The sequence below is a fragment of the Streptomyces sp. NPDC049040 genome (assembly GCF_043197715.1).
In the GTDB taxonomy this organism is placed as follows: Bacteria; Actinomycetota; Actinomycetes; order Streptomycetales; family Streptomycetaceae; genus Actinacidiphila.
The window spans coordinates 299,490-321,456 of sequence record NZ_JBICTO010000002.1; the positions used below are offsets into that span (position 1 = coordinate 299,490).

At 72.1% G+C, this 21,967-nt stretch carries 19 protein-coding genes and 2 tRNA genes; 14 read left to right on the plus strand and 7 right to left on the minus strand.

Features of this window, described 5'->3' with window-relative positions:
• Nucleotides 1–14: 14 nt before the first annotated feature.
• The 3 genes from ACGFMP_RS06190 to pepN form a co-directional block, all read right to left on the minus strand.
• On the minus strand, nt 15–3,353 hold the full coding sequence (locus ACGFMP_RS06190) for a S8 family serine peptidase (RefSeq protein WP_393670611.1): 3,339 nt from the start codon (nt 3,351–3,353) through the stop codon (nt 15–17).
• Nucleotides 3,354–3,528: 175 nt separating this feature from the next.
• Nucleotides 3,529–4,740, minus strand: a complete 1,212-nt coding sequence (locus ACGFMP_RS06195; RefSeq protein WP_393670612.1) for a hypothetical protein — start codon at nt 4,738–4,740, stop codon at nt 3,529–3,531.
• A 168-nt stretch (nt 4,741–4,908) separates the two neighbouring features.
• Nucleotides 4,909–7,536: an aminopeptidase N gene (gene pepN / locus ACGFMP_RS06200; RefSeq protein ID WP_393670613.1), complete on the minus strand. Its 2,628-nt coding sequence runs from the start codon at nt 7,534–7,536 to the stop codon at nt 4,909–4,911.
• Nucleotides 7,537–7,756: 220 nt separating this feature from the next.
• Between pepN and ACGFMP_RS06205 the strand changes: the two genes are divergently transcribed.
• The 5 genes from ACGFMP_RS06205 to ACGFMP_RS06225 all read left to right on the plus strand — a co-directional run bounded on the left by ACGFMP_RS06205 (nt 7,757) and on the right by ACGFMP_RS06225 (nt 11,249).
• On the plus strand, nt 7,757–8,404 hold the full coding sequence (locus tag ACGFMP_RS06205; RefSeq protein WP_393670614.1) for a DsbA family protein: 648 nt from the start codon (nt 7,757–7,759) through the stop codon (nt 8,402–8,404).
• A gap of 15 nt (nt 8,405–8,419) precedes the next feature.
• Nucleotides 8,420–8,806: a VOC family protein gene (locus ACGFMP_RS06210; protein ID WP_393670615.1), complete on the plus strand. Its 387-nt coding sequence runs from the start codon at nt 8,420–8,422 to the stop codon at nt 8,804–8,806.
• 439 nt (nt 8,807–9,245) lie between these two features.
• On the plus strand, nt 9,246–9,845 hold the full coding sequence (locus ACGFMP_RS06215; protein WP_393670616.1) for a biotin transporter BioY: 600 nt from the start codon (nt 9,246–9,248) through the stop codon (nt 9,843–9,845).
• A 101-nt stretch (nt 9,846–9,946) separates the two neighbouring features.
• On the plus strand, nt 9,947–10,435 hold the full coding sequence (locus ACGFMP_RS06220) for a ribose-5-phosphate isomerase (RefSeq protein ID WP_393670617.1): 489 nt from the start codon (nt 9,947–9,949) through the stop codon (nt 10,433–10,435).
• 7 nt (nt 10,436–10,442) lie between these two features.
• Nucleotides 10,443–11,249 carry an Fpg/Nei family DNA glycosylase gene (locus tag ACGFMP_RS06225; RefSeq protein WP_393670618.1) on the plus strand — a complete coding sequence of 269 codons (807 nt, stop codon included), beginning with the start codon at nt 10,443–10,445 and terminating at the stop codon, nt 11,247–11,249.
• A 79-nt stretch (nt 11,250–11,328) separates the two neighbouring features.
• Here the strand turns inward: ACGFMP_RS06225 and ACGFMP_RS06230 are convergent, their stop codons facing one another.
• Nucleotides 11,329–12,561, minus strand: a complete 1,233-nt coding sequence (locus ACGFMP_RS06230) for a GNAT family N-acetyltransferase (protein WP_393670619.1) — start codon at nt 12,559–12,561, stop codon at nt 11,329–11,331.
• 139 nt (nt 12,562–12,700) lie between these two features.
• Here ACGFMP_RS06230 and ACGFMP_RS06235 point away from each other — a divergent pair, with 139 nt between their 5' ends.
• The gene (locus ACGFMP_RS06235; RefSeq protein WP_393670621.1) at nt 12,701–13,843 is read left to right on the plus strand and encodes a PP2C family protein-serine/threonine phosphatase; all 1,143 of its coding nucleotides are present in this window, start codon (nt 12,701–12,703) and stop codon (nt 13,841–13,843) included.
• A gap of 138 nt (nt 13,844–13,981) precedes the next feature.
• Nucleotides 13,982–14,176: a hypothetical protein gene (locus ACGFMP_RS06240; protein WP_327291092.1), complete on the plus strand. Its 195-nt coding sequence runs from the start codon at nt 13,982–13,984 to the stop codon at nt 14,174–14,176.
• On the opposite strand, the gene ACGFMP_RS06245 is transcribed toward ACGFMP_RS06240, so the two are convergent.
• Nucleotides 14,141–15,172: an asparaginase gene (locus tag ACGFMP_RS06245; RefSeq protein ID WP_393670623.1), complete on the minus strand. Its 1,032-nt coding sequence runs from the start codon at nt 15,170–15,172 to the stop codon at nt 14,141–14,143. The two genes, ACGFMP_RS06240 and ACGFMP_RS06245, sit on opposite strands and share 36 nt — an antisense overlap.
• Before the next feature lie 179 nt (nt 15,173–15,351).
• On the opposite strand from ACGFMP_RS06245, the gene ACGFMP_RS06250 reads away from it, so the two are divergent.
• The gene (locus ACGFMP_RS06250) at nt 15,352–15,804 is read left to right on the plus strand and encodes an Lrp/AsnC family transcriptional regulator (protein ID WP_393670624.1); all 453 of its coding nucleotides are present in this window, start codon (nt 15,352–15,354) and stop codon (nt 15,802–15,804) included.
• An 88-nt stretch (nt 15,805–15,892) separates the two neighbouring features.
• Here ACGFMP_RS06250 and ACGFMP_RS06255 read toward each other — a convergent pair whose 3' ends face one another.
• Nucleotides 15,893–16,360, minus strand: a complete 468-nt coding sequence (locus tag ACGFMP_RS06255) for a cupin domain-containing protein (protein WP_393670625.1) — start codon at nt 16,358–16,360, stop codon at nt 15,893–15,895.
• A gap of 279 nt (nt 16,361–16,639) precedes the next feature.
• Between ACGFMP_RS06255 and ACGFMP_RS06260 the strand changes: the two genes are divergently transcribed.
• Entirely contained in the window at nt 16,640–16,858 is a 219-nt protein-coding gene (locus ACGFMP_RS06260; protein WP_393670626.1) for a hypothetical protein, read from the plus strand.
• 78 nt (nt 16,859–16,936) lie between these two features.
• On the opposite strand, the gene ACGFMP_RS06265 is transcribed toward ACGFMP_RS06260, so the two are convergent.
• Nucleotides 16,937–17,007: transfer RNA gene (locus ACGFMP_RS06265), tRNA-Gly, on the minus strand.
• Nucleotides 17,008–17,118: 111 nt separating this feature from the next.
• Here ACGFMP_RS06265 and ACGFMP_RS06270 point away from each other — a divergent pair.
• The 5 genes from ACGFMP_RS06270 to clpX all read left to right on the plus strand — a co-directional run bounded on the left by ACGFMP_RS06270 (nt 17,119) and on the right by clpX (nt 21,962).
• Nucleotides 17,119–17,195: transfer RNA gene (locus tag ACGFMP_RS06270), tRNA-Pro, on the plus strand.
• A 191-nt stretch (nt 17,196–17,386) separates the two neighbouring features.
• Nucleotides 17,387–18,784, plus strand: coding sequence for a trigger factor (tig, locus tag ACGFMP_RS06275; protein ID WP_393670627.1), 1,398 nt, complete (start codon nt 17,387–17,389; stop codon nt 18,782–18,784).
• Between the two features lie 378 nt (nt 18,785–19,162).
• Nucleotides 19,163–19,771 carry an ATP-dependent Clp protease proteolytic subunit gene (locus ACGFMP_RS06280; protein ID WP_393671343.1) on the plus strand — a complete coding sequence of 203 codons (609 nt, stop codon included), beginning with the start codon at nt 19,163–19,165 and terminating at the stop codon, nt 19,769–19,771.
• Nucleotides 19,772–19,840: 69 nt separating this feature from the next.
• The gene (locus tag ACGFMP_RS06285; protein ID WP_393671345.1) at nt 19,841–20,515 is read left to right on the plus strand and encodes an ATP-dependent Clp protease proteolytic subunit; all 675 of its coding nucleotides are present in this window, start codon (nt 19,841–19,843) and stop codon (nt 20,513–20,515) included.
• A gap of 163 nt (nt 20,516–20,678) precedes the next feature.
• Entirely contained in the window at nt 20,679–21,962 is a 1,284-nt protein-coding gene (gene clpX, locus ACGFMP_RS06290; protein ID WP_393670628.1) for an ATP-dependent Clp protease ATP-binding subunit ClpX, read from the plus strand.
• The last annotated feature ends 5 nt before the right edge of the window (nt 21,963–21,967 follow it).

A 21,967-nucleotide genomic window follows, 5' to 3' on the forward strand; every position in this document is an offset into this window, starting at 1 on the left:
CCCCGGGGGATGGACTAGGACGTGGTCGACGTGATGATCACGCTTCCGGTGCCCGCGGCGGTCCCGCGCGCGTCGAGAAGTTGCACCTGGCCGAACAGCTGGCGCCCCGCGGGGGCTGCGGCCGCGGCCAGGACGGACGCGCTGACCGGCGCGGAGGCGCCGTGCGGGAGGTCGACCGCGGCGGAGGTGTCCACCGTGACCTGGCCGAGGCCGGCCGAGTAGTAGACGTCCTTGTAGGAGTAGGTCGTGGAGCCGGAGGGCACCGAGTACCCGTCCACCTCGAAGGTGTACGTGCCGGGCGCCGGGTCGGTGAGGCTGACGGCCTCCTCCGCGTCACCGTCGGCGGACTGCGCGATCAGCACGCCGTCGCGGTAGACGTAGAGGTCGAGGTCGGCCTGCGGGTCGGAGGGCGAGCCGATGGAGACGTCGAGCCGCGAGGCGCCCGCGCCCAGCGTCAGCGAGGTGGTCCGCGCCTCTCCTTCCGCGATCGTCGGCGTCGCGGTGAGCGCCGAGCCGAGCGGGCCGCCCTTGAGGGAACCGCCGCTGATCGCCGCGAAGTTGTTCGTGACGTTCCAGCTCACCGGCGCCGGGGTGCCCACCGTGGCGGACGGCACCGTCTGCACGGCCGGGTCGAAGGCGGCACCGAGGACGGAGACCGTCAGCTGGTAGGGGTTGTCGAGCTGCGGCGAGGTGCGCCGTGCCTCCACCTCGATCTCCCACACGCCCGGCAGCGGGTCGGCGTAGGACCGCAGGTCGGGGCGGCAGGTGTTGGCGGGGTTGTCGTAGTTCGGGTAGCAGTCGGGGGTCTGGGTGGAGTCCAGCGGCACGCCGTAGGGGTGCATGGAGATGAAGCGGGTCTGGCTGCCCGGCTTGAGGCCGCCCATCGCGACCTCGAGCGAGGTCGCGCCGGCCGGCACGGTGAGGAAGTAGGAGCGGGTGCTGTCCCGCTGGATCGTGCCGGAGCGGGTGAGCGTGTAGGACGGGCTCGCGATCGGTGTGGAGACCACGACGGCGGCCGCGACCTGCGTGTCGGTGCCGTGGGTGAGCGGGTTGTCGACGTCGAGCAGCGCGCTGTGCACCCCGGCGGACCGCGGCTTCGCGGTGATCCGCACGGTGACCGGCTTGTTCAGCGGCAGCAGGACCAGCGGGCTCGCGACCGAGAAGGTGCCGTCGTTGTGCGCCCAGGTCAGGGTGTGCAGCTGGGCGTAGGGGGAGCCGCCGGTGCGGGTGACGGTCACGTTGTACGTACGCTGCCCGCCGGTGGCCAGGCCGCCCTCGCGGTCGTAGACACCGGTCCCGTAGCCGGGGGTCTGCAGGAAGCTCGACAAGGCGGTGTCGACCGGTGCCTTGACGGTGTACGTGTCGGTGGTGCCGCCGCTGCGCAGCAGGTTCCAGGCGGGTGCCACCGAGACGAGGCCGGCGCCCTGGTCGACGGTCTGGAATCCGGGGATGTTCTTGGCGGTGCTGATCAGCGCGGTGCGCAACTGCGCGGGGGTGACCTTCAGGTGCTGCGCCTTGGCGGCGGACAGCAGCAGCGCCGCGGCCCCGGTGGCCTGCGGTGAGGCCATCGAGGTGCCCTGGAGCATGGCGTAGCCGGGCGGCAGGTCGTAGCCGGCGTCGGCGACGGGCGCCCCCGGCTCCCAGGTCGGCACGGAGTTGATGGCGGCGCCGGGCGCGGTGATGACGGGGGCGAGGCCGCCGTCCTCCCGCGGGCCGCGGGCGGAGAAGGGCAGCAGCGAGTACGGCACAGTGGTCTGCGAGCCGTAGTTGGCCGCCCAGGTCTCGCGGGAGATGGACGCGCCGACGCTGAGGACGTGGTCGGCCAGCCCCGGGTCGCTGATGGTGTTGACGCCGGGGCCGTCGTTGCCCGCGGAGATCACCAGCTGCACCCCGTAGGTGTCGATCAGCTGCCGGTAGAGCAGATCGCGGGCGCTGGCACCGTCGTTGAGGGCGCCGAGGCCGCCGATGGACATGTTGACGACGTCGACGTGGTGGTTGACCACCAGGTCGGTCATGCCCTCGGTGAGCGCGATGTTGGTGCAGCCGCCTGACCAGGTGCAGGCCCGGGAGGAGACGATCTTCGCGCCGGGCGCGGCGCCGTTCATCCTGCCGCCGAAGAGGCCGTCGGCGGCGGTGATGCCCGCGACGTGCGTGCCGTGCTCGGACTGGACCAGGCCGATGTTGACGAAGTCGGCCGTCTTGCCGACCCAGTCGCCGCCGTAGGGGTCCATCGGGACGTTCTTGCGGATCTCGATGGTGAAGGGGATCGACTCGGAGATCGGCGTGGCCGGGTCGTCGGTGCCGAAGTGGCCGATCTGGAAGCCGTCCTTGTACGGCTTCATGGCGGTGTCGCCCGTGAAGTCGCCGTTGCTGTCCAGGTCCACCCGGACGGTGCCCGCGGCCGGGTCGTAGAGCACGCCCCAGACGTCGGTGGTGTCGCCGTCGCGGTTGAGGTCGCCCAGCATGTCGCCGCCCTTGGTGGCGGCCTCGGCGAAGGTGCTGAAGAGGTAACTCCCTGCGGGCGCGGTCCAGGTGCGGCCGGCCGCGGTGAAGGACGGCCCGGACACGGCGGTGACCATGGGGCGCCAGGTGGCGTCGCCGTCGAGTATCGGGTCGGTCGAGGTGACCCAGTCGACGATCTTCCGCTCGCCCGTGGTGGTCTTCTGCAGCGCCGGGTGGCCGACGTCGACACCGGAGTCGAGGATGCCGATGGTCACGCCGCGGCCGTCGGCGGCCGGGTGGTCCCTGACGAAGTCCACCGCGCCGGTCTCGAAGGACGGCTGGTAGGGGTTCGCGGCGGGGGTGTGCTTGTCGGGCCCGGGGTAGGTGGTGGCCGGCTTGCCCGGGTGCCGGGACGCGCCGGCGGTGGTGTCGCCGGCCGGGGTCGGGTCGTCGAGCTTGACCTCCTGCCGCAGGTCGATGGCCAGCACCGAGGGCAGCTTCTGCGCGGCGCCGATCGCCGCGTCGGCCTTGGCGGTGGGCACGGTCGCGCGGACGTAGCCGAGCTTGTCGTAGGTCAGGCCGACGCTGGCGCCCTGGGCGTGCAGCCGGGAGGTGATCTCGGCGGTGCTGCCGGGCTTGCCCGCGATCATGAAGGTGACGTTCTTGTCGCCGTCCGCCTTGGCCTTGGCCAGCAGGGTGGCGTCGGCGGATCCGAGCTTGTCCGCCGCGTCCTTGCCTGGCTCGCCGGGGGCGTCCGAGCCGGTGGCGGGGGACGTGGGGGAGGTGGGCGCGGTGGGCGCGGTGTCGGCCGCGGCCAGGGCGGGACCCGCGGCCGTCAGCGCGGCCACCAGGCCCACGGTGAGCGCCAGCCGGGCCGCGCGTCTCTTGCCTGGTATGTGATCGAGTGACATGGGCACCCCTGTTCGGATCCTCGGGTCGGTGTTCGGGAAACGGAGCCGTATGCCTCGTCACCCTGCCGGGGAAAGCCGCTCTTTGGGGTGCGTTGACCTTCCCTTGGGTCTTCGGTGACGTGTTCCCGCCACTGGCAGACCACCGCAGACCCGCACAATCCGCCCGGAGTCCGGTTCAGCGCGGGGTCACCACGACGTAGGCGGGCGGCAGTTGGTCCACCGACGCCGTCAGTGCCGTCCGCACCACCGCGGCCTGCTGCTCGCCGGCGTCCCGCAGTTTGGCCGCGGTGACGTGCACGAGGGTGATCCCCAGCGCCTCGAGCCGCTCGCGCTGCCGGACGCAGCGCGACCACACCTCGTCGTCGCCGAACGGCGCGTCCGTCCCGCCGGTCCCGTCGCCCGCCGCGGCACCGAAGGCCTCGCCGAAGGGATCGGCGTAGGGATCGGCGTAGGCGCCGCCGAACGGATCGGCGAGTACGTCGTCCACCACCGGGTCGTCCTCGTCCCGCGGCGCCTCGCGTCCCACCGCGGGGCCGCCGCCCGCGGCCCTGCCGGGCGGTGGTCCGCAGCCGTCCGCGGCCGCCCGCGGGTCGATCGCGAGGGCCACCGCGTGCTCGGGCCAGTAGGCGTCCACCCCGCCGAGCATCGGGCCGCCGGGCAGCCGCAGGTCGACGTTCCAGACCGGATCGGGCAACCCGTGGCCCCGCACCATCGCGTAGAGCCGCTGCTCCGCCATGGTGCGGTCGGCGCCGCGCAGCGCCGCCACGGCCGCGGCCACCTGCGGGCGCTCCAGCAGCCCCGCGCCCGCGAGTTCGCGCAGGATGGCGGAGGCGTCGCAGTGCCCGCCGCGTACGGCCTCGGTGAGCAGCCGCCGTACCGTCTCGGTGTCGGCCAGGTCCGCGACGGCGTCGGCGAGCGCGCGCGGTACCGGGGCGCAGGGCAGCCCGGCCACCTCCTGCGGGCGCGGCAGGTCCCGGGTGCGGTGGACGGACACGTCGCCCGCGTCCCGCAGCCTGCGCTGCCACGGCACCAGCACGTCGATCCGGGGCAGTTCCGGCAGCGGCGGCACGCAGGAGAGCCGGTGCAGGGCGAGCGCGGCCGGGCCCGTCAGCACCGCCTCCCGGCCGCCGCCCAGCGGCCCGTGCGCCTGCGGGTCGCGGCCGGCGTAGAGCAGCGCGGCCTGCAGCCGCTCCCGGCTGCTCGGCGGTCCCGAGTGCAGCAGGTACACCTGGGGGAGCAGCTGCTGCCAGGGGCCGCCCGGCCGGCAGCGCTCGGCGACGACGGCAGGCGTGGCGCCGAGCATGAGCAGCCGACGGAAGTTCAGCACCCGCTGCTCCGCGGGCAGCCGGGGGTCCAGGGCGTGGGGGGTACCGGGGTTCGCGTTCATGGCGACGTCGTTCCCTGCGGCCCGCCGGTCACTAACCGCTGTTACGAGCCCGTCGACAAAACCGGACAACACCGGGCTAAAGTCCAGGTGTTCGGGTGCCGATCAGCTCTTTTCCCCTATTCGGGTGACGAGGGCCGCCCCATCAGGCAGGACGGCCCCCGCCCGCCGTCAGATCGCGGCGCCCGAGCGTGCGGCGCCCGCCGCATCCGCGTCGCACCTCTGTGCGCGCAGTGCCCTGGCCAGGTCGTCGCGCCCCTCGAGCACCAGCCGGCGCAGGGCGGGCGCGGCGTCCCAGTGGTCCTCCAGCCACCTGTCGGCCGCCGCGAGCGTCCCCGCGGCATCCTGGAAGGCCGGGAAGAGCCCGCTGACCACGGCCATCGCGGTCTCGATGGAACGAGTCGCCCACAGCTCCTCGAGCGCCGCGAAATACGCTTCGGTGAACGGCGCGAGCAGGTCGCGCTGCCCGGCCTGCGCGAAGCCCGCGATGGTCGCCTCCACCAGGGCGTTCGACAGCGCGTCGGATTCCACCACGTCGGCCCATGCGCTCGCCTTGACCTCGGCGGTGGGCCGCGCCGCCAGGCAGCGCACCTCGTGGCGGTGCCCGGAGGCCGTGTCGTCCCTGGCCCGCTCTGCGGCGATCGCCGCGGTGTCCGCCGCGCCCTGCGCGGTCAGCGCGCCGAGGAAGGTCCAGCGCAGTTCCTGGTCCACCGCCAGGCCGTCGATCCTCGCCGACCCGTCGAGCAGCCCTTGCAGCAGCTGGAGGTCGGCGGCAGAGGACGCCACCGAGGCGAAGAACCGCGCCCACGCCAGCTGGTGGCCGCTGCCCGGTTCCGCGAGCCGCAGCTCGTGCAGCGCGCCCTGCGCCAGCTCGGCCGCCGCCGGCTCGCGGCGGTCCTGCGCCACGTAGTGCGTCAGCGCGGTCCGCGCCTGGAGGTGCAGCGACTGGAGCACCCCGATGTCGCTCTCCCGGCCCGCGAAGAGCAGCACCAGGTCCAGGTAGTCGCCGGCCGGCATCAGCGCGTCCCTGGTCAGATTCCACACCGCCGACCAGGCCAGTGCCCGCGCCAGCGGGTCGGACAGGTCGCCCAGGTGGGCGCGCAGCGTGTCGAGCGAGGCCGGGTCGAAGCGGACCTTGCAGTACGTCAGGTCGTCGTCGTTGACCAGCACCAGGTCCGGCCGCGGCTGGCCGGCCAGCTCGCCGACGACGGTGACCGGTCCCGCCACGTCGGTCTCGGCCCGCGCGTAGCGTTCGAGCGCGCCGCCCGGCACCCGCCGGTAGAGGCCGACGGCGACCCGGTGCGGGCGCAGCTGCGGGTGCGCCGGGTCGTCCGCGGTCTGGAGCACCGCGAGTTCGGAGATCCTGTCCTGCGCGTCGACGGCGAGCTGCGGCGTCAGCGAGTTGACGCCCGCCGTCTCCAGCCAGGCCCGCGACCAGGCCGGCATGTCGCGGCCCGAGGTCTCGGTCAGCACCGACAGCAGGTCGGCCAGCTCCGTGTTGCCGTACGCGTGCCGCTTGAAGTAGCGCCGGGCCGCCTCCAGGAAGGCGTCCTGGCCGACGTAGGCCACCAGCTGCTTGAGCACCGAGGCGCCCTTGGAGTAGGTGATGCCGTCGAAGTTGAGCTTGGCGTCCTCCAGGTCGCGGATGTCGGCGACCACCGGGTGGGTGGAGGGCAGCTGGTCGGCCCGGTAGGCCCACCCCTTGCGGCGGTTGGCGAAGGTGATCCAGCCCTCCGAGTACTGCGTCGCGGCCACCTGGGAGAAGGCCGCCATGAAGTCCGCGAAGGACTCCTTGAGCCACAGGTCGTCCCACCAGCGCATGGTCACCAGGTCGCCGAACCACATGTGCGCCATCTCGTGCAGCACCACGCTGGCCCGGTGCTCGTAGGACGCCCTCGTCACCTTGCCGCGGAAGACGAACTCCTCCCGGAAGGTCACGCAGCCCGGATTCTCCATCGCCCCGATGTTGTACTCCGGCACGAAGGCCTGGTCGTACTTCCCGAACGGATACGGGTAGTCGAAGTTGTCGTGGTAGAAGTCCAGGCCCTGCTTGGTCACCGTGAAGATCTCGTCCGCGTCGAAGTGCCGCGCGAGCGAGCGGCGGCACAGGGCGCCCAGCGGGATGTCGAGCACCACCTTGTCGTCGAAGGTGCGCGAGTAGTGGTCGCGCTCGACGTGGTAGGGGCCGGCGACGACCGCGGTGATGTACGTCGGGATCGGCAGCGTCGGCCGGAAGCGGGTCGTCGCGCCGCCGCCGTCGGCTGCGGCGGGCTCACCGTCCGGCTCGGCGTTGGACAGCACCGTCCAGCTCTCGGGGGCGGTCACCTGGAAGGTGAACGGCGCCTTGAGGTCGGGCTGCTCGAAGTTCGCGAAGACCCGGCGGGCGTCGGCCGGCTCGTACTGCGTGTAGAGGTAGACCTCGCCGTCCTCCGGGTCCTCGAAGCGGTGCAGGCCCTCGCCCGTGCGGCTGTAGGCGCAACGCGCGTCGACCACGAGGGTGTTGCGCTCCGCGAGGCCGTCGAGGGCGATCCTGGCGCCGTCGTGGACCGCGGCGGGGTCCAGGTCGCGGCCGTTCAGCCGCACCGACACCACCTCGGACGCGACGAGATCGGCGAAGGACGACGCGCCCGGCTGCGAGCAGCGGAAGTCGATCACCGTGGTGGACCGGAAGGTGCGCTCACCGCCCGCTGGCGCGGCGCCCGCCGCCGACCGCACGTCGAGCGCCACGTCGTAGCGCTCCACCGACAGGATCGCGGCCCGCTCGCGGGCCTCCTCGCGGCTCAGGTTCTCGCCGGGCACGGGCGGCTCCTTCGTCTATGACCCCCGGAAACGGACACGCAACGCTCCGCATCCTTCCACGGTGGTAGGACAGGAGAGCGCCGACCAGCGCGTGCGGCGGCGCAGCGGGCGGGAATGCCTCGCGCCCCCCACCGCGTTGCCCTTCGGTGAGTTCCACGCCCTGCCAGGCCGCCCCCGCCAGACGCGGGCGCCGCCCCCGTATCCGCCTGAGGAGTACGCAGTGACCGCGACCGCCCCCGAGACCGCCAAGACCCCGGCCGACTTCTGGTTCGACCCGCTCTGCCCGTGGGCGTGGATGACGTCCCGCTGGATGCTGGAGGTCGAGAAGCTCCGCCCCGTCGCGGTGCGCTGGCACGTCATGAGCCTGGCCGTGCTCAACGAGGACAAGCTCGACACCCTCCCCGAGAACTACGCCACCTTCCTGCGGGACGCCTGGGGGCCGGTCCGCGTGGTGATCGCCGCCCAGCAGCAGCACGGCGACGAGGTCGTCGGCCCGCTCTACGAGGCGCTCGGCACCCGCTTCCACAACCAGGCCCTCCCCAGGACCCGGGAGACCATCGTCGCCGCCCTCGAAGCCGTCGGGCTGCCCGCCGAGCTGGCCGACTTCGCCGACCGCGACACCTACGACACCGAGCTGCGCGCCTCCCACAAGGAGGGCATCGACAAGGTCGGCCAGGAGGTCGGCACCCCGGTCATCGCCGTCCCCGGCGCCGACGGCTCGCAGATCGCCTTCTTCGGCCCGGTCGTCACCCCCGCCCCCAAGGGCGAGGAGGCCGCGAAGCTGTGGGACGGCACGCTCATGGTCGCCTCCATCCCCGGCTTCTACGAGATCAAGCGCACCCGCACCGCCGGGCCCAGCTTCGAGTAGAGCGGTCGGAAAACCATGGCACACCTGGGCCTGGTGGCCGTCGTCGTGCGGGACTACGACGAGGCCGTCGCCTACTACACCAGCGCGCTCGGCTTCGAGCTGCGCGAGGACACCCCGCGCGAGGACGGCGGCCGCTGGGTCGTCGTCGCGCCGCGGGGCGCCCGCGAGACCGGCCTGCTGCTCGCCCTGGCCACCACACCCGGGCAGACCGCCAGGATCGGCGACCAGACCGGCGGCCGGGTCGGGCTCTTCCTGAACACCGAGGACTTCGACGGCGACTACCGGCGGATGGTCGCCGCCGGGGTGGTCTTCGAGGAGGAGCCGCGCTACGAGCCCTACGGGGCGGTGGTCGTCTTCCACGATCTGTACGGCAACAGGTGGGATCTCATCCAGCCGGCCTGAGTTGGTGGAACCACACAGGAAGAGGCGGGGGGGGGGGGGGGGGGCGCCCCCCCCCCCCCCCCCCCCCCCGCGGGGGGCGGGGGGGGGGGGCCCCCCCCAACCCCCCCCCCCCCCGCGCGGGGGGGGGCCCCCCCAGACCCGGGGGGGGGGGGTGGCCTTCTACCCTGCTGTGCCGGCCGCGGGGGGCCCCCCCCCCCCGCGGGGGGGGGGGGGGCCCCCCCCCCGGGCGGGGGGGGGGGGGCGGGGCCCCCCCCCCCCCCCCCCCCCCCCCTTCCGTGCGTGACCTTGCTCACTTCACCTGGCCAAACGACTCCCGGCGCGGGCGCGGGAGTCTCCAAGCGGATGATCGGGGCTTTGTCGGAGTCCGACGATGAAGGGTGATCAAGGGCTGGGCTAGCGTCACGGTGACCCCCCGACCACCCCACCCCGCGGAGAACCGATGAGCGCCACCACCGCCCCCGGCAGGGCCGGAACCGTACTCGCCGACCTGCTTCCCGCGTCCTCCGCCGGCCGCGCCCGGCTCATGGACGCCACCCTGGTGATCGGCGGCGCCGCACTCACCGGCCTGGCCGCGCAGCTGTCCGTGCCCGTCCCCGGCTCCCCCGTGCCGGTCACCGGCCAGACCTTCGCCGCGCTGCTGGTCGGCACCGCGCTCGGCGCCCGGCGCGGCGTCGCCTCGCTCGGCCTGTACGCCGCCGCGGGCGCGGCCGGCCTGCCGTGGTTCGCGGACGGCACCTCCGGCTGGTCCATGCCGAGCTTCGGCTACATCCTCGGGATGCTCCTCGCCTCCGGGGCCGTCGGCTTCCTCGCCCGGCGCGGTGGCGACCGCACGGTGCTGCGCACCGCGGGCGTGATGCTCGCCGGCTCGGCCGTCGTCTACGCCGTGGGCGTCCCCTACCTGGCCGCCTCCGCCCACCTGTCGGCCCACCAGGCGCTCACCATGGGCCTGCGGCCCTACCTGCTCGGCGACGCGCTCAAGGCCGCACTCGCCATGGCGGCCCTGCCGGCCGCCTGGCGCCTGTGCACCCCCGCCGGGTAGGCCCGGCAGGGTGCGGGTCCTCGCGGCGTCCGCGGGACCCGCACGACAGGCCCGGGGGTGGCGGGCGACCGGCGGCGCCCGCGGGATGAAAGACTGGCCGCATGCGCGTGTACCTCGGCTCGGACCATGCGGGCTTCGAACTCAAGAACCACCTCGTGGAGTGGCTGACCGGCAACGGGCACCAGCCCGTCGACTGCGGCCCGCACATCTACGACGCGGTCGACGACTACCCGCCGTTCTGCCTGCGTGCGGCGGAGCGTACCGCCGCCGACCCCGGCAGCCTCGGCGTGGTGATCGGCGGCTCCGGCAACGGCGAGCAGATCGCCGCGAACAAGGTGCGCGGCGTCCGCGCCGCCCTGGCGTGGAGCGAGCAGACCGCCACGCTGGCCCGCGAGCACAACGACGCCAACGTGCTCAGCATCGGCGGCCGGATGCACTCCCGGGAGGAGGCGCTGAAGTTCGTGGAGCTCTTCCTCCAGACGCCGTACTCGCACGAGGAGCGGCACCAGCGCCGTATCGACATGCTCAGCGCGTACGAGGCCACCGGCGAGCTTCCGCCGATCCCGGACCACCACCCTCAGCAGGACTGACAGGGCGATGCCCGAAGGCCACACGATCCACCGGCTGGCCGCCGACCACCAGGAGCGGTTCGGCGGCAGGGCGGTCAGGGCCAGCAGCCCGCAGGGCAAGTTCTCCGACGGCGCGGCCCTGGTCGACGGCCAGGTGATGACGGGGGCGCAGGCCCACGGCAAGCACCTCTTCCTCGGCTTCGGCGGCGCCGGCTGGGTGCACGTCCACCTGGGCCTGATCGGGAAGTTCGGCTTCGGCGACGGCCCCGCGCCGCCGCCGACCGGCACCGTGCGACTGCGGATCGCCACCCCCGCGCACCACGCCGACCTGCGTGGCCCGGCCGCCTGCGCGCTGATCACCGAGCCGGAGAAGCGGGCCATACACGACCGGCTCGGCCCGGACCCGCTGCGCCCGGGCGACGACCCCGCCCGGGTCCACGCCAGGATCGCCAGGTCCAGGATCAGCGTGGCCGCGCTGCTGCTGGACCAGAAGGTGATCGCAGGCGTCGGCAACGTCTACCGCGCCGAGGTCCTCTTCCGGCACGGCGTCGACCCCTTCCTGCCCGGCCGTGACCTGCCGCGGCCGGTGTGGGACGCGATGTGGGCCGACCTGGTGGCGCTGATGCGCGAGGGCGTGCGCACCAACCGGATCGACACCGTGCGCCCCGAGCACGAGCCCGAGGCGATGGGCCGCCCGCCGCGGGTGGACGACCACGGCGGCGAGGTTTATGTCTACCGCCGCACCGGGCAGCCCTGCCTGGTGTGCGGCACCCCGGTGCGCACGCAGCCGCTGGACGCCCGCAACCTCTTCTGGTGCCCGCGCTGCCAGGCCTGAGCCGGACCGGGACCGGCGGCCCGGGACCCGTCCGCGCGCGGGACCGGTGCCCGGCGCGGCGGCTGGTGCGGCCGCAGTACTAGAAGCCGTGCGGCAGCCACGGCTCCACGTCCGAGCGGAAGGCCGCGGAGGCCTCGGCCAGCGCGCCGCGCCGCAGTTCGGCGACCAGGCCCGCACCGGCCAGCGCCCGCAGCCCGTGCCCGCCCAGGTAGGCCGTGCCCAACTCCTTCGCCGTCAGGGCCAGGTCGGCGGGCTCGGTGGTCCGCTCGCAGGTCGCACCCTTGGCGTCCCCCGTGAGCCGCCAGCGCCCCGCGTTCCAGGGGCAGAAGTCGTCCTCGACGTCGAACACGACGTCGACAGGCGCCGCGTAGGTACGCGCTTCGAGGGCAGCGGGCAGGTCCACCAGGCGTACGTAAAGGCCGTCGCGCCAGCCGAGCCCGCAACGACGGATGTCGGAGACGATCTGCTGCACCGGGTCGTCCACCGGGCGGTTGTGGAAGGTGAGCCGGGCGGCCAGATCGATGTCGGTGAGATAGCGCCACAACGCTGCGTACGTCACCGCATCGAGTGCTTCGACATCCTTCAGCTTGACGGTGCCGTCGGGCACGCCGACCGCTGTGCCGTCCGCCTTCACGCTGTAGCGCGCGTAACCGCGCACCTCGCCGTCGACCTCGGCGAGCACGCACAGCCGCGACCCGAAGCCGCCGCGGTCCCTGGGCGGGTCCATCAGCGGCAGCTGCTCCCACCCCGGCCGCCTGGCCAGCATGCCGGGCCTGGTGGGCACCACGGCGGCGTAGACCGCCTCGCAGGCGGCGACGCCCTCCGCGGGGGTGACCAGCCGCATCCGCACCGCGTCGGCGCCGGGCGGCACGGCCACCGTGACGCGGGTGGTGTCGATCACACCGTGCGTCTGCCGGGTCGCGGTGCCGTAGCCGAACCGGCCGTAGATCCCGGGCTCCGAGGCGGTCAGCACGGCGACGGCCGTGCCGCGCTCGCGGAGGTCGTCGAGCTGGCGCCGCATCATCGAGGTGAGCACCCCGCGGCGGCGGTGCGTGGGCTGCACGCTGACCATGGTGACGCCCGCCGTGTCCAGCAGCGCGCCGCCCGGCAGCGTCATCCTGAAGTCGAACGCGCCCGCCGTACCGACGATCCCGCCGTCCTCCCAGGCAGCGATCGACCGCTCGAAGGGCAGCAGGTCCCGCCACATCACTATCTCCTCGGGCGCGTCGCCGACGCCTCCGAAAGCCCGCAGCAGGCGTAGGTAGAACTCGTCCCAGTGCTCGGCCGCCAGCACCCGCAGATCGATCGTCATACCCCCTGAGTACCAGGACGCCCGGCGCCAGGCGAACGTATTTTCCCAAGCCCCTCAGGTCCTCTTCCGCCTCACCCGGACAGCTCACAGCCCATCCGGCCTGCACGGCAGGGCCATCCGTGGATAGGGTCGCCGGAACATGGCAAAAGTGGCGGTGGGCGAGGGACCCGGGCTCAGGTGGCGCAGACGGCTGCACCGGGCCCGGCTCAGTGTGCGCAAGTCCGCCGTCGACTACTTCCGCGGCGGCGCCTCCGACTGGGCCGGCCTCGGCGTCCTGGTCGCGATCATCCCGATCCTGTCCTACACCACCGTCGTCACGCCCGAGTGGTGCCCGCCCAGCGCCCTGGTGCTGCCGATCCTGGCCGGCGGCCTGCTGCTGCGCCCCTCCAGCCTGCTGCTGGTCTACGCGGCCTCCGCGGTCGCGCTGATCGCCGAGTCGGCCGCGCTCGGCCCCTACCGCGAGGGCCCGGCCCGTGTCACCCCTGGCACCGTTCTCGTGGTGACGGCCGTGGCCCTCACCGGCCTGGTCATCGCGCAGTTCAGAGCCAGGGTCGGGGTGCCGTGGCGGGGCGGCCACACCATGCTGTTCGACCTCAGGGAACGCATCCGGGTACAGAGCAGGCTGCCGCGGCTGCCCGGCGGCTGGCACGCCGAGATGTCGCTGCGCCCGGCCGGCGGCCAGTCCTTCTCCGGCGACTTCGTGGTCGCCACCCGCAGCTCCGGCGGCCGGGTGCTCGAAGCTGTGCTCACCGACGTGTCGGGCAAGGGGATGGACGCCGCCTCGCGCTCGCTGCTGCTGTCCGGCGCCTTCGGCGGCCTGCTCGGCTCGCTGCCGCCGCACGCCTTCCTCACCGCCGCGAACGGCTATCTGCTGCGGCAGAACTGGGAAGAGGGCTTCGCGACCTCCGTGCACCTGGTGCTCGACCTGGAGAGCGGCGACTACGAACTGCTGTCCGCAGGCCACCCGCCGGGCGTCCAACTGCACGCGGGCAGCGGCCGGTGGGAGGAGAAGGCCGCCGAGGGACCGCTGCTGGGCGTCTACGACGGGGCCGAATTCCACGGCGTGAAGGGCACCTTGCGGTCGGGCGACGTCCTGATGCTGTTCACCGACGGGCTGGTGGAGACCGCGGAGCGGGACATCGCCGAGGGCATGGACCGGCTCATCGGCGAGGCGGACCGCTTCGTGGCCACCGGATTCCGCGGCTCCGCCTGGCGGTTGATCGAGGCGGTGGCCAAGGACGTCAACGACGACCGGGCGCTGCTCGTGGTGTGCCGCGACTAGCGCACGGGAATGGGACTATGGGCCGTGTGTCGTACGGGCGTTGATTGTCGGTCACCGGTGGCACCATGGATACGGGCGAGGCGGGGGCGCGGCGCGGTCCCCGGACCGGCAAGGAACCGAAAGAGGAAGTGATCCGCTGTGGTTATCTCCCTGTCCGCCGCACTGTTGCTCGCGATCGTCCTGGTGGTGATGATCCGGTCCAAGTCGATAAAGGTGGGCCCGGCGATCGTCGCGGCCCTCTTCGGCTTCTTCCTCGCCTCCACCAACATGGCGCCGGACATCAACCGGTTCCTCAACTCAGTGGCCGACACCATCAACCAGATAAAGCTCTGACTCGGGCGTCGCCTCAGGAGCGGCGTCCAGGATCCGCCGCAGCCCCGCGTCGGATCCCGCCGCTCCGTCGCCGCTCAGCAGCGAGGCGACCAGCGCGATACGCGCCTGCCCCGGCTTCAGCGTGCCGGTCAGCAGGGCACCGGCCGCGACCAGGTCCACCGCGCCGCCGCCGGTGTAGAGCGGCGCCACGGCGCCCGCCGCCACCCGGGTGCTGACCGCGACCCGCACGCCGGCCGCGACGGCCCGGCGCACCGCGTCGGCGATCTCCGGATTGGCGTTGCCCGCGCCGGTGCCGACCAGCACGATGCCGCGGGCGCCGGCCGCGACCGCCGCGTCGAAGAGCACCGAGTCGCCGTCGCTGTGGTGCATCACGATGTCCACCCGGGGCGTGGCGCCGTCCCGGTCCGGCAGCGCGAGCGCCTCGCGCCGCGGCTGCCGCCGCCCCCAGCTGACCCGGCCGAACTCGACCCGGCCCAGCGGCAGCCCGTCCGGGTCGCCGAAGGCGCGGGCGTCCACGGTGTGCCGCTTCACGGTGCCGCGGGCCGCGAAGACCTGGCCGGCGAAGACGATCACGGCGCCGATGTCCCGGCCGGAGGCGGCCGTCAGCAGCGCGTCGTAGAGATTGCCCGCCGCGTCGCCGTCCGCCGCGTCCAGCGGCTGCTGGGCGCCCGTGAAGACCACCGGGCGGCGGTCGCCGTGGAAGAGGTCCACGAAGAAGGCGGACTCCTCCAGCGTGTCGGTGCCGTGGGTGACCACGACGCCGTCCACCTCGGGGTCGGCGAGCGCGTCGTGCACCGCGTGCAGCAGCCGCAGCTGGTGGCCGGTGGTGAGCCGGGAGCTGTTGACGGTGAAGAGGTCCACCACCCGCACCTCGACCCCCTCGGGCACGGCGCCGGCCTCCAGGACCTCCTGCCCTGCCGCCTCCGCCGCGTAGCCGTCGCCCTGCCATCGGCTGGCGATGGTGCCTCCGGTGCTGATGACCACGACGTGTCGCACGATGCCTCCGCCTCCACTGCTGCCGTTGTGCCGACCGTGCCCACCGGTGCCGCGGGTGACGCCGAGGACATGGCGGCACACGGATACCCGGCTGCTACTGCAATGATATGCGCGTAGACCCGCCATATGATTGCGAATCCCGCCCGATGGGGGAGCGGATGTTGGGCGATAATGCTCCGATGGACGCCATTGACAGAAGTATCTTGCGCGAACTTCAGGCCGACGGTCGGCTGACCAACCAGGAGCTCGCCCAGCGGGTCGGCCTGACCCCCTCCCCGTGCCTGCGCCGGGTGCGCCAGCTGGAGGACGACGGGGTGATCCAGACCTACCGCGCGGTGGTCGACCCGGCGGCCGTCGGGCGCGGCTTCGAGGTCTTCGCCTCGGTCGAGGTCCAGCGCGACCGCGACTCCGTCGCCGCCTTCGAGTCCGAGGTCCAGTCCACCACCGACGTGGTCGAGGCCTACCGCCTCTACGGCGCCCCCGGGTGCCTGCTGCGCATCGCGGTGGCCGACTCCGACGCCTACGAGCGCTTCTGGACCGAGAAGCTGATCGCCCTGCCGGGCGTCAGCGACGTCAACTCCCAGATGATCATGCGCCGCATCAAGTCCCCCCAGGGCATCCCCGTCGACTGAACCCCCGACGGCACCCGCCGGCGGCACCCGCCGACCGCGAACGGAGCCCGGAGGGCCGGTGCGGTGCCCCGCCGTGGCCTCCGGCTGTTCAGGGGGCGGACCGCCAGTCGGGGAGGTTCTCGAAGTGCACGTCGTAGCGGTCCTGCTCGGGAAGGAGCGAGTCGAATTCGGCTTCACCCCGGCTGATGGCGGCCAGTCGCTCGAAGTAGCCGAACCGCTCGATGCCGGGACTCAGAACGACGAAGACATCGGCTTCCGCACCCTCGGCGGCCCCGAAGACGTGCGGCAGACCGGGAGGGACGATGACCAGGCCGCCCTTGCCCACCGTCGTCAGCGTGTCGCCGAGGCGGAAGAGCATCGTCCCGCCGAGCACGTAGAAGGTCTCGTGCGACCGTTTGTGGTGGTGCGGAGGTGCACCGTCCGCACCGGTCTTGAGCGTAAGGCGGCTGGCGCTGACAGCGCCGCCGTCGGCCAGCAGCTCGAACGCTCCGTCCGACAGCGTCGCTCCGCCTGCCTCGCCGGGCTTGACGACCACGGCGGTGGCCTTGGCTTCCATGGCGACTCCTTGGCTCGGGGTGACCGCGGGAGAGGTCCGCGGAGCGCCTTGCCGCCGTCGCCGGCGACGCCGTGCCCGGCGGATCCCCGTCGTCGCCATTGTATCGGCGGGACCTGCACCCATCCGAACGACGAGGCAGTGGAAGCGCCCGCCCCGGCCGTCGATTCCACGGGCCGCGAGGACGCCGAGGCGGCCCGCTCCCGGCCGGATCCGGCCGGCTCGCGACACACGGCTCGTGCAGGCATTGCGCTTCTCGGGGGCCGCCGATAGAAATTCCGGGTGACCAGCGCTTCTGCGCCGAAGGCGCGGTGGACCAAGGACAGACTCGGCGCCGTACTGGCTGCCACCAGCGGATTCTTCTTCGCCCTGCCGCCGGCTCTCGAAACGGCGCGACAGCTGGTCCCCGACCACGCCCACACGGTCGCGGTGCTCGTCAGCCTCCTGGTCGGGACCGTCGCCCACCGGGTGGGACTGCGCGTGATGAGCAGGCTCCCGTGACGGAGGACCGGAAAGGCCTCGGACACACCGACGGCCCGGGTCGCGGATTCCTCCGCCACCCGGGCCGTGGCCGTACAGAGCGGGCGACGGGAATCGAACCCGCGTAGCTAGTTTGGAAGACTAGGGCTCTACCATTGAGCTACGCCCGCAGCGCCTCAGATTCTGGCACACCGCACGGTGGCCGGTCGAACCGGATGAGCGGCGGGTCGAATAGCGGCTGCCCACGGTCGACGGTGCATGTACTCTACGTGTCGCACCAGCGGGGTGTGGCGCAGCTTGGTAGCGCGTCCGCTTTGGGAGCGGAAGGCCGTCGGTTCGAATCCGGCCACCCCGACCAGCAGTTCCGCGCGCGCCGGCCCTTGCGGCGGCGGCGGCCGGAGGGCCGTGGTCCGACCCCGCCCGGCGGGGTTTGTGGTACCGGTAGGATGGGCCGCTGGCGACCGGGCACGCGGCTAGGCCGAGTGCCGGATGTACGAGTCGTACCGAAGGTTCGCCCCCATCAACGTAAAGCCCCAAGGAGACCCAACCGTGAAGAGCGCCGTCGAGACTCTGAACCCGACCCGGGTTCGACTCACTGTCGAGGTGCCCTTCGAGGAGCTCAAGCCCAGCCTCGACGCGGCGTACAAGAAGATCAACGACCAGGTCACGGTGCCGGGCTTCCGCAAGGGCAAGATCCCTGCGCGCGTCATCGACCAGCGGTTCGGCCGTGGCGCGGTCCTCGAAGAGGCCATCAACGACGCGCTGCCGAAGTTCTACACGGAGGCGGTCAACGAGGGCGAGCTCAGCGTGCTCGGCCAGCCTGACGTGGACATCACCGAGTTCAACGACGGCGACGAGCTGAAGTTCACCGCCGAGGTGGACATCCGCCCGGTCATCGAGATCCCGGACTACACCGGCATCGAGGTCACCGTCGACGCGGTCGAGGTCACCGACGAGGACGTCGAGAAGTCGCTGGAGCAGCTGCGCGACCGCTTCGCGTCCACCACCACCGTGGACCGCGCGGCCGCCGAGGGCGACGTCGTCGTGGTCGACCTGGAGGCCTCGGTGGACGGCGAGGTGCTCGGCGACGGCATCGCCAAGGCCGTCAGCTACACCATCGGCTCCGGCCAGCTGCTCGACGGCATCGACGAGGCCGTGACCGGCCTGTCTGCGGGTGGCTCGGCCACCTTCACCTCCCAGCTCAAGGGCGGCTCCGCGGCCGGCCGGCCGGCCGAGGTCAAGGTCGACGTCTCCGACGTCCAGGCCCGCGAACTGCCCGAGCTGGACGACGACTTCGCCCAGCTGGCGAGCGAGTTCGACACGCTGGAGGAGCTGCGTGCGGACAGCCGCAAGCGCCTCGAGTCGATGAAGCAGTACGACCAGGCGACCGCCGCCCAGGAGAAGGTCCTCGACGCGCTCATCGAGCTGACCGAGGTGCCGATCCCGGAGAAGCTGCTCAAGGACGAGATCGAGACCAGGACCCACAACCTGGAGCACCACCAGTTCCCGCAGATGGGTCTGGACTGGGACGGCTACCTGGAGCGCGAGGGCAAGACCCGCGAGGAGTACGACGCGGAGCTGGAGACCCAGGCGGTCAAGGGCATCAAGACCCAGTTCATCCTCGACGAACTGGTCAACAAGGAGAAGCTCTCGGTCAACCAGGAGGAGCTCACCGAGCACCTCATGCGGCGGGCCGCGACCTCCGGGATGAGCCCCGACCAGTTCGCGCAGGCCGTCGTCGAAGGCGGCCAGGTGCCGATGCTGGTGGGCGAGGTCGCCCGCGGCAAGGCGCTGGCTGTCGTGGTGGAGGCGGCGAAGGTCACCGACACCAACGGTGAGGTCGTCGACCTCGCCGACGAGGAGGACGAGGAGCCCGCCGCGGACGCCGCCGCCGAGGACGCCTCCGCCACGGACGCCGCCAAGGAGTCCGAGGCCGAGCAGGCCTGACGCCCTGCCCCGTCGTGCAGTCCCCTCCGTGCCGCTGGGTGCCCCCAGGGGCGCGGGGGACTGCGCGCCCCGGTCGTCCACCGGCCGGTGGCCCGGATGCGACAGCGACAGCCCCTTCGAGTGGTTGACGACCCGCGCGCCCCGTCGGCGGGCCGCCCGCGCCGCCGGGGGACCTGGGCCCCTTGTCCGGGCGACGTGGAGGCCATGCGCTGACAGCGAACAGGTGGCCGTACAGGATTGTCGGCCCCCACCCGCGCGTTAGGGTCCGTAAGGAGAAAGGGTGCGGCCCCCGCGAGGGACGGCACCCGGCCCAGACGAAGACCCTGTGACGGCATGTCTACCGTCCGACAACGAGCAGGTGGATACGTGACGACTCCGATGCCTTCCGCCGCCGGCGAGCCGACCCTCGGTGGACTCGGCGACCAGGTCTACAACCGACTGCTCGGCGAGCGAATCATCTTCCTCGGCCAAGCGGTCGACGACGATATCGCCAACAAGATCACCGCGCAGCTGCTGCTGCTGGCAGCAGAGCCGGACAAGGACATCTTCCTCTACATCAACAGCCCCGGCGGTTCGGTGACCGCGGGTATGGCGATCTACGACACCATGCAGTTCATCAAGAACGACGTGGTGACCATCGCCATGGGCATGGCCGCGTCGATGGGCCAGTTCCTGCTCACCGCCGGCACTCCCGGCAAGCGTTTCGCGCTGCCGAACACCCGGATCCTGATGCACCAGCCCTCCGCGGGCCTCGGCGGTTCCGCCACCGACATCAAGATCCAGGCGGAGCAGCTGCTGCACACCAAGCGCCGCATGGCCGAGCTGATCGCCCAGCACTCGGGCCAGACCTTCGAGCAGATCACCAAGGACTCCGACCGCGACCGCTGGTTCTCGGCCGAGGAGGCCCAGGAGTACGGCCTGCTGGACGGGGTCATGCTCTCCGCCGCGCACGTGCCCGGCGGCGGCGGCACCGGCGCGGCCTCCTGAGCCCGGACACCCTGCCGAGCCCCTGATCACTCGAAGCTCTTCATCACCAGGACGGTGGACGTGAACCCCATGAACTTCCCCGGCAGCGGCCTGTACGAGCGCACCGAGGCCGAGCGGCCCGGCGTGTTCGGGGCCGAAGCCCGCTATGTCATCCCGCGCTTCGTGGAGCGCACCTCGCAGGGCGTGCGCGAGTACGACCCGTACGCGAAGCTCTTCGAGGAGCGGGTGATCTTCCTCGGCGTCCAGATCGACGACGCCTCGGCCAACGACGTCATGGCGCAGCTGCTGTGCCTGGAGTCGATGGACCCCGACCGGGACATCTCGGTCTACATCAACAGCCCCGGCGGCTCGTTCACCGCGCTCACCGCGATCTACGACACGATGCAGTTCGTGAAGCCGGACATCCAGACGGTCTGCATGGGCCAGGCGGCGTCCGCCGCGGCCGTCCTGCTGGCCGCCGGCAGCCCCGGCAAGCGGATGGCGCTGCCGAACGCCCGGGTGCTGATCCACCAGCCGTACAGCGAGACCGGCCGCGGGCAGGTCTCCGACCTGGAGATCGCGGCCAACGAGATCATCAGGATGCGGCAGCAGCTGGAGGAGATGCTGGCCAAGCACTCCACCACCCCGATCGAGCAGATCAGGGACGACATCGAGCGCGACAAGATCCTGACGGCGGAGGAGTCGCTGTCCTACGGTCTTGTCGACCAGATCGTCTCGACCCGCAAGACCTCTGTGAACGCCTGAACCACCCGGCAGGTGGTGCACGTCGTGTGCGGTCCCCCCGGACCCGGATGAGCGAGTACGTCCAAGGGGGACCCACACGGGGGGCGCGGCAAGGTACCGTCGATGAGAGAAGCACCAGGCTCCGTTGAAGGCCGGCGGAACCCAGGCGAAGGGGAAAGACCTCGTGGCACGCATCGGTGACGGCGGAGACCTGCTGAAGTGCTCGTTCTGCGGAAAGAGCCAGAAGCAGGTGAAGAAGCTCATCGCAGGCCCTGGTGTGTACATCTGCGACGAGTGCATCGACCTCTGCAACGAGATCATCGAGGAGGAGCTCGCCGAGTCCTCCGAGGTCCGCTGGGAGGATCTGCCCAAGCCCCGGGAGATCTACGAGTTCCTCGAGGGCTACGTCGTCGGGCAGACGCCCGCCAAGAAGGCGCTGTCGGTGGCGGTCTACAACCACTACAAGCGCGTGCAGGCGGGCGAGAACGGCCGACCCGGCCATGACGACGCGATCGAGTTGGCGAAGTCCAACATCCTGCTGCTCGGCCCCACCGGCTCCGGCAAGACGCTGCTGGCCCAGACGCTGGCCCGGATGCTGAACGTACCGTTCGCCATCGCCGACGCCACCGCGCTGACCGAGGCCGGGTACGTGGGCGAGGACGTCGAGAACATCCTGCTCAAGCTGATCCAGGCGGCGGACTACGACGTCAAGAAGGCCGAGACCGGGATCATCTACATCGACGAGATCGACAAGGTGGCCCGCAAGAGCGAGAACCCGTCGATCACCCGGGACGTCTCGGGCGAGGGTGTGCAGCAGGCGCTGCTGAAGATCCTGGAGGGCACCACCGCGAGCGTGCCTCCGCAGGGCGGCCGCAAGCACCCGCACCAGGAGTTCATCCAGATCGACACCACGAACGTGCTGTTCATCGTGGGCGGTGCGTTCGCCGGTCTCGAGAAGATCATCGAGTCGCGGGCCGGCGCCAAGGGCATCGGCTTCGGCGCGACCATCCGCTCCAAGCGGGAGATCCAGGCCGCGGACCAGTTCCAGGAGATCATGCCCGAGGACCTGGTGAAGTTCGGCATGATCCCGGAGTTCATCGGCCGCCTCCCGGTCATCACCAGCGTGCACAACCTGGACCGCGAGGCGCTGCTGCAGATCCTGGTCGAGCCGCGTAACGCGCTGGTGAAGCAGTATCAAAAGCTGTTCGAACTCGACGGTGTGGAGCTGGAGTTCGAGCGCGGCGCGCTGGAGGCCATCGCCGACCAGGCGATCCTGCGGCAGACCGGCGCACGCGGACTGCGGGCCATCATGGAGGAGGTGCTGATGTCGGTGATGTACGAAGTGCCGTCCCGCAAGGACGTGGCACGCGTGGTGATCAGCGCCGAGGTCGTCCACTCCAACGTCAACCCGACCCTGGTGCCGCGCGAGCCGCGCATCGTCGGCAAGGGCGAGCAGAAGAGCGCGTAGCCGCA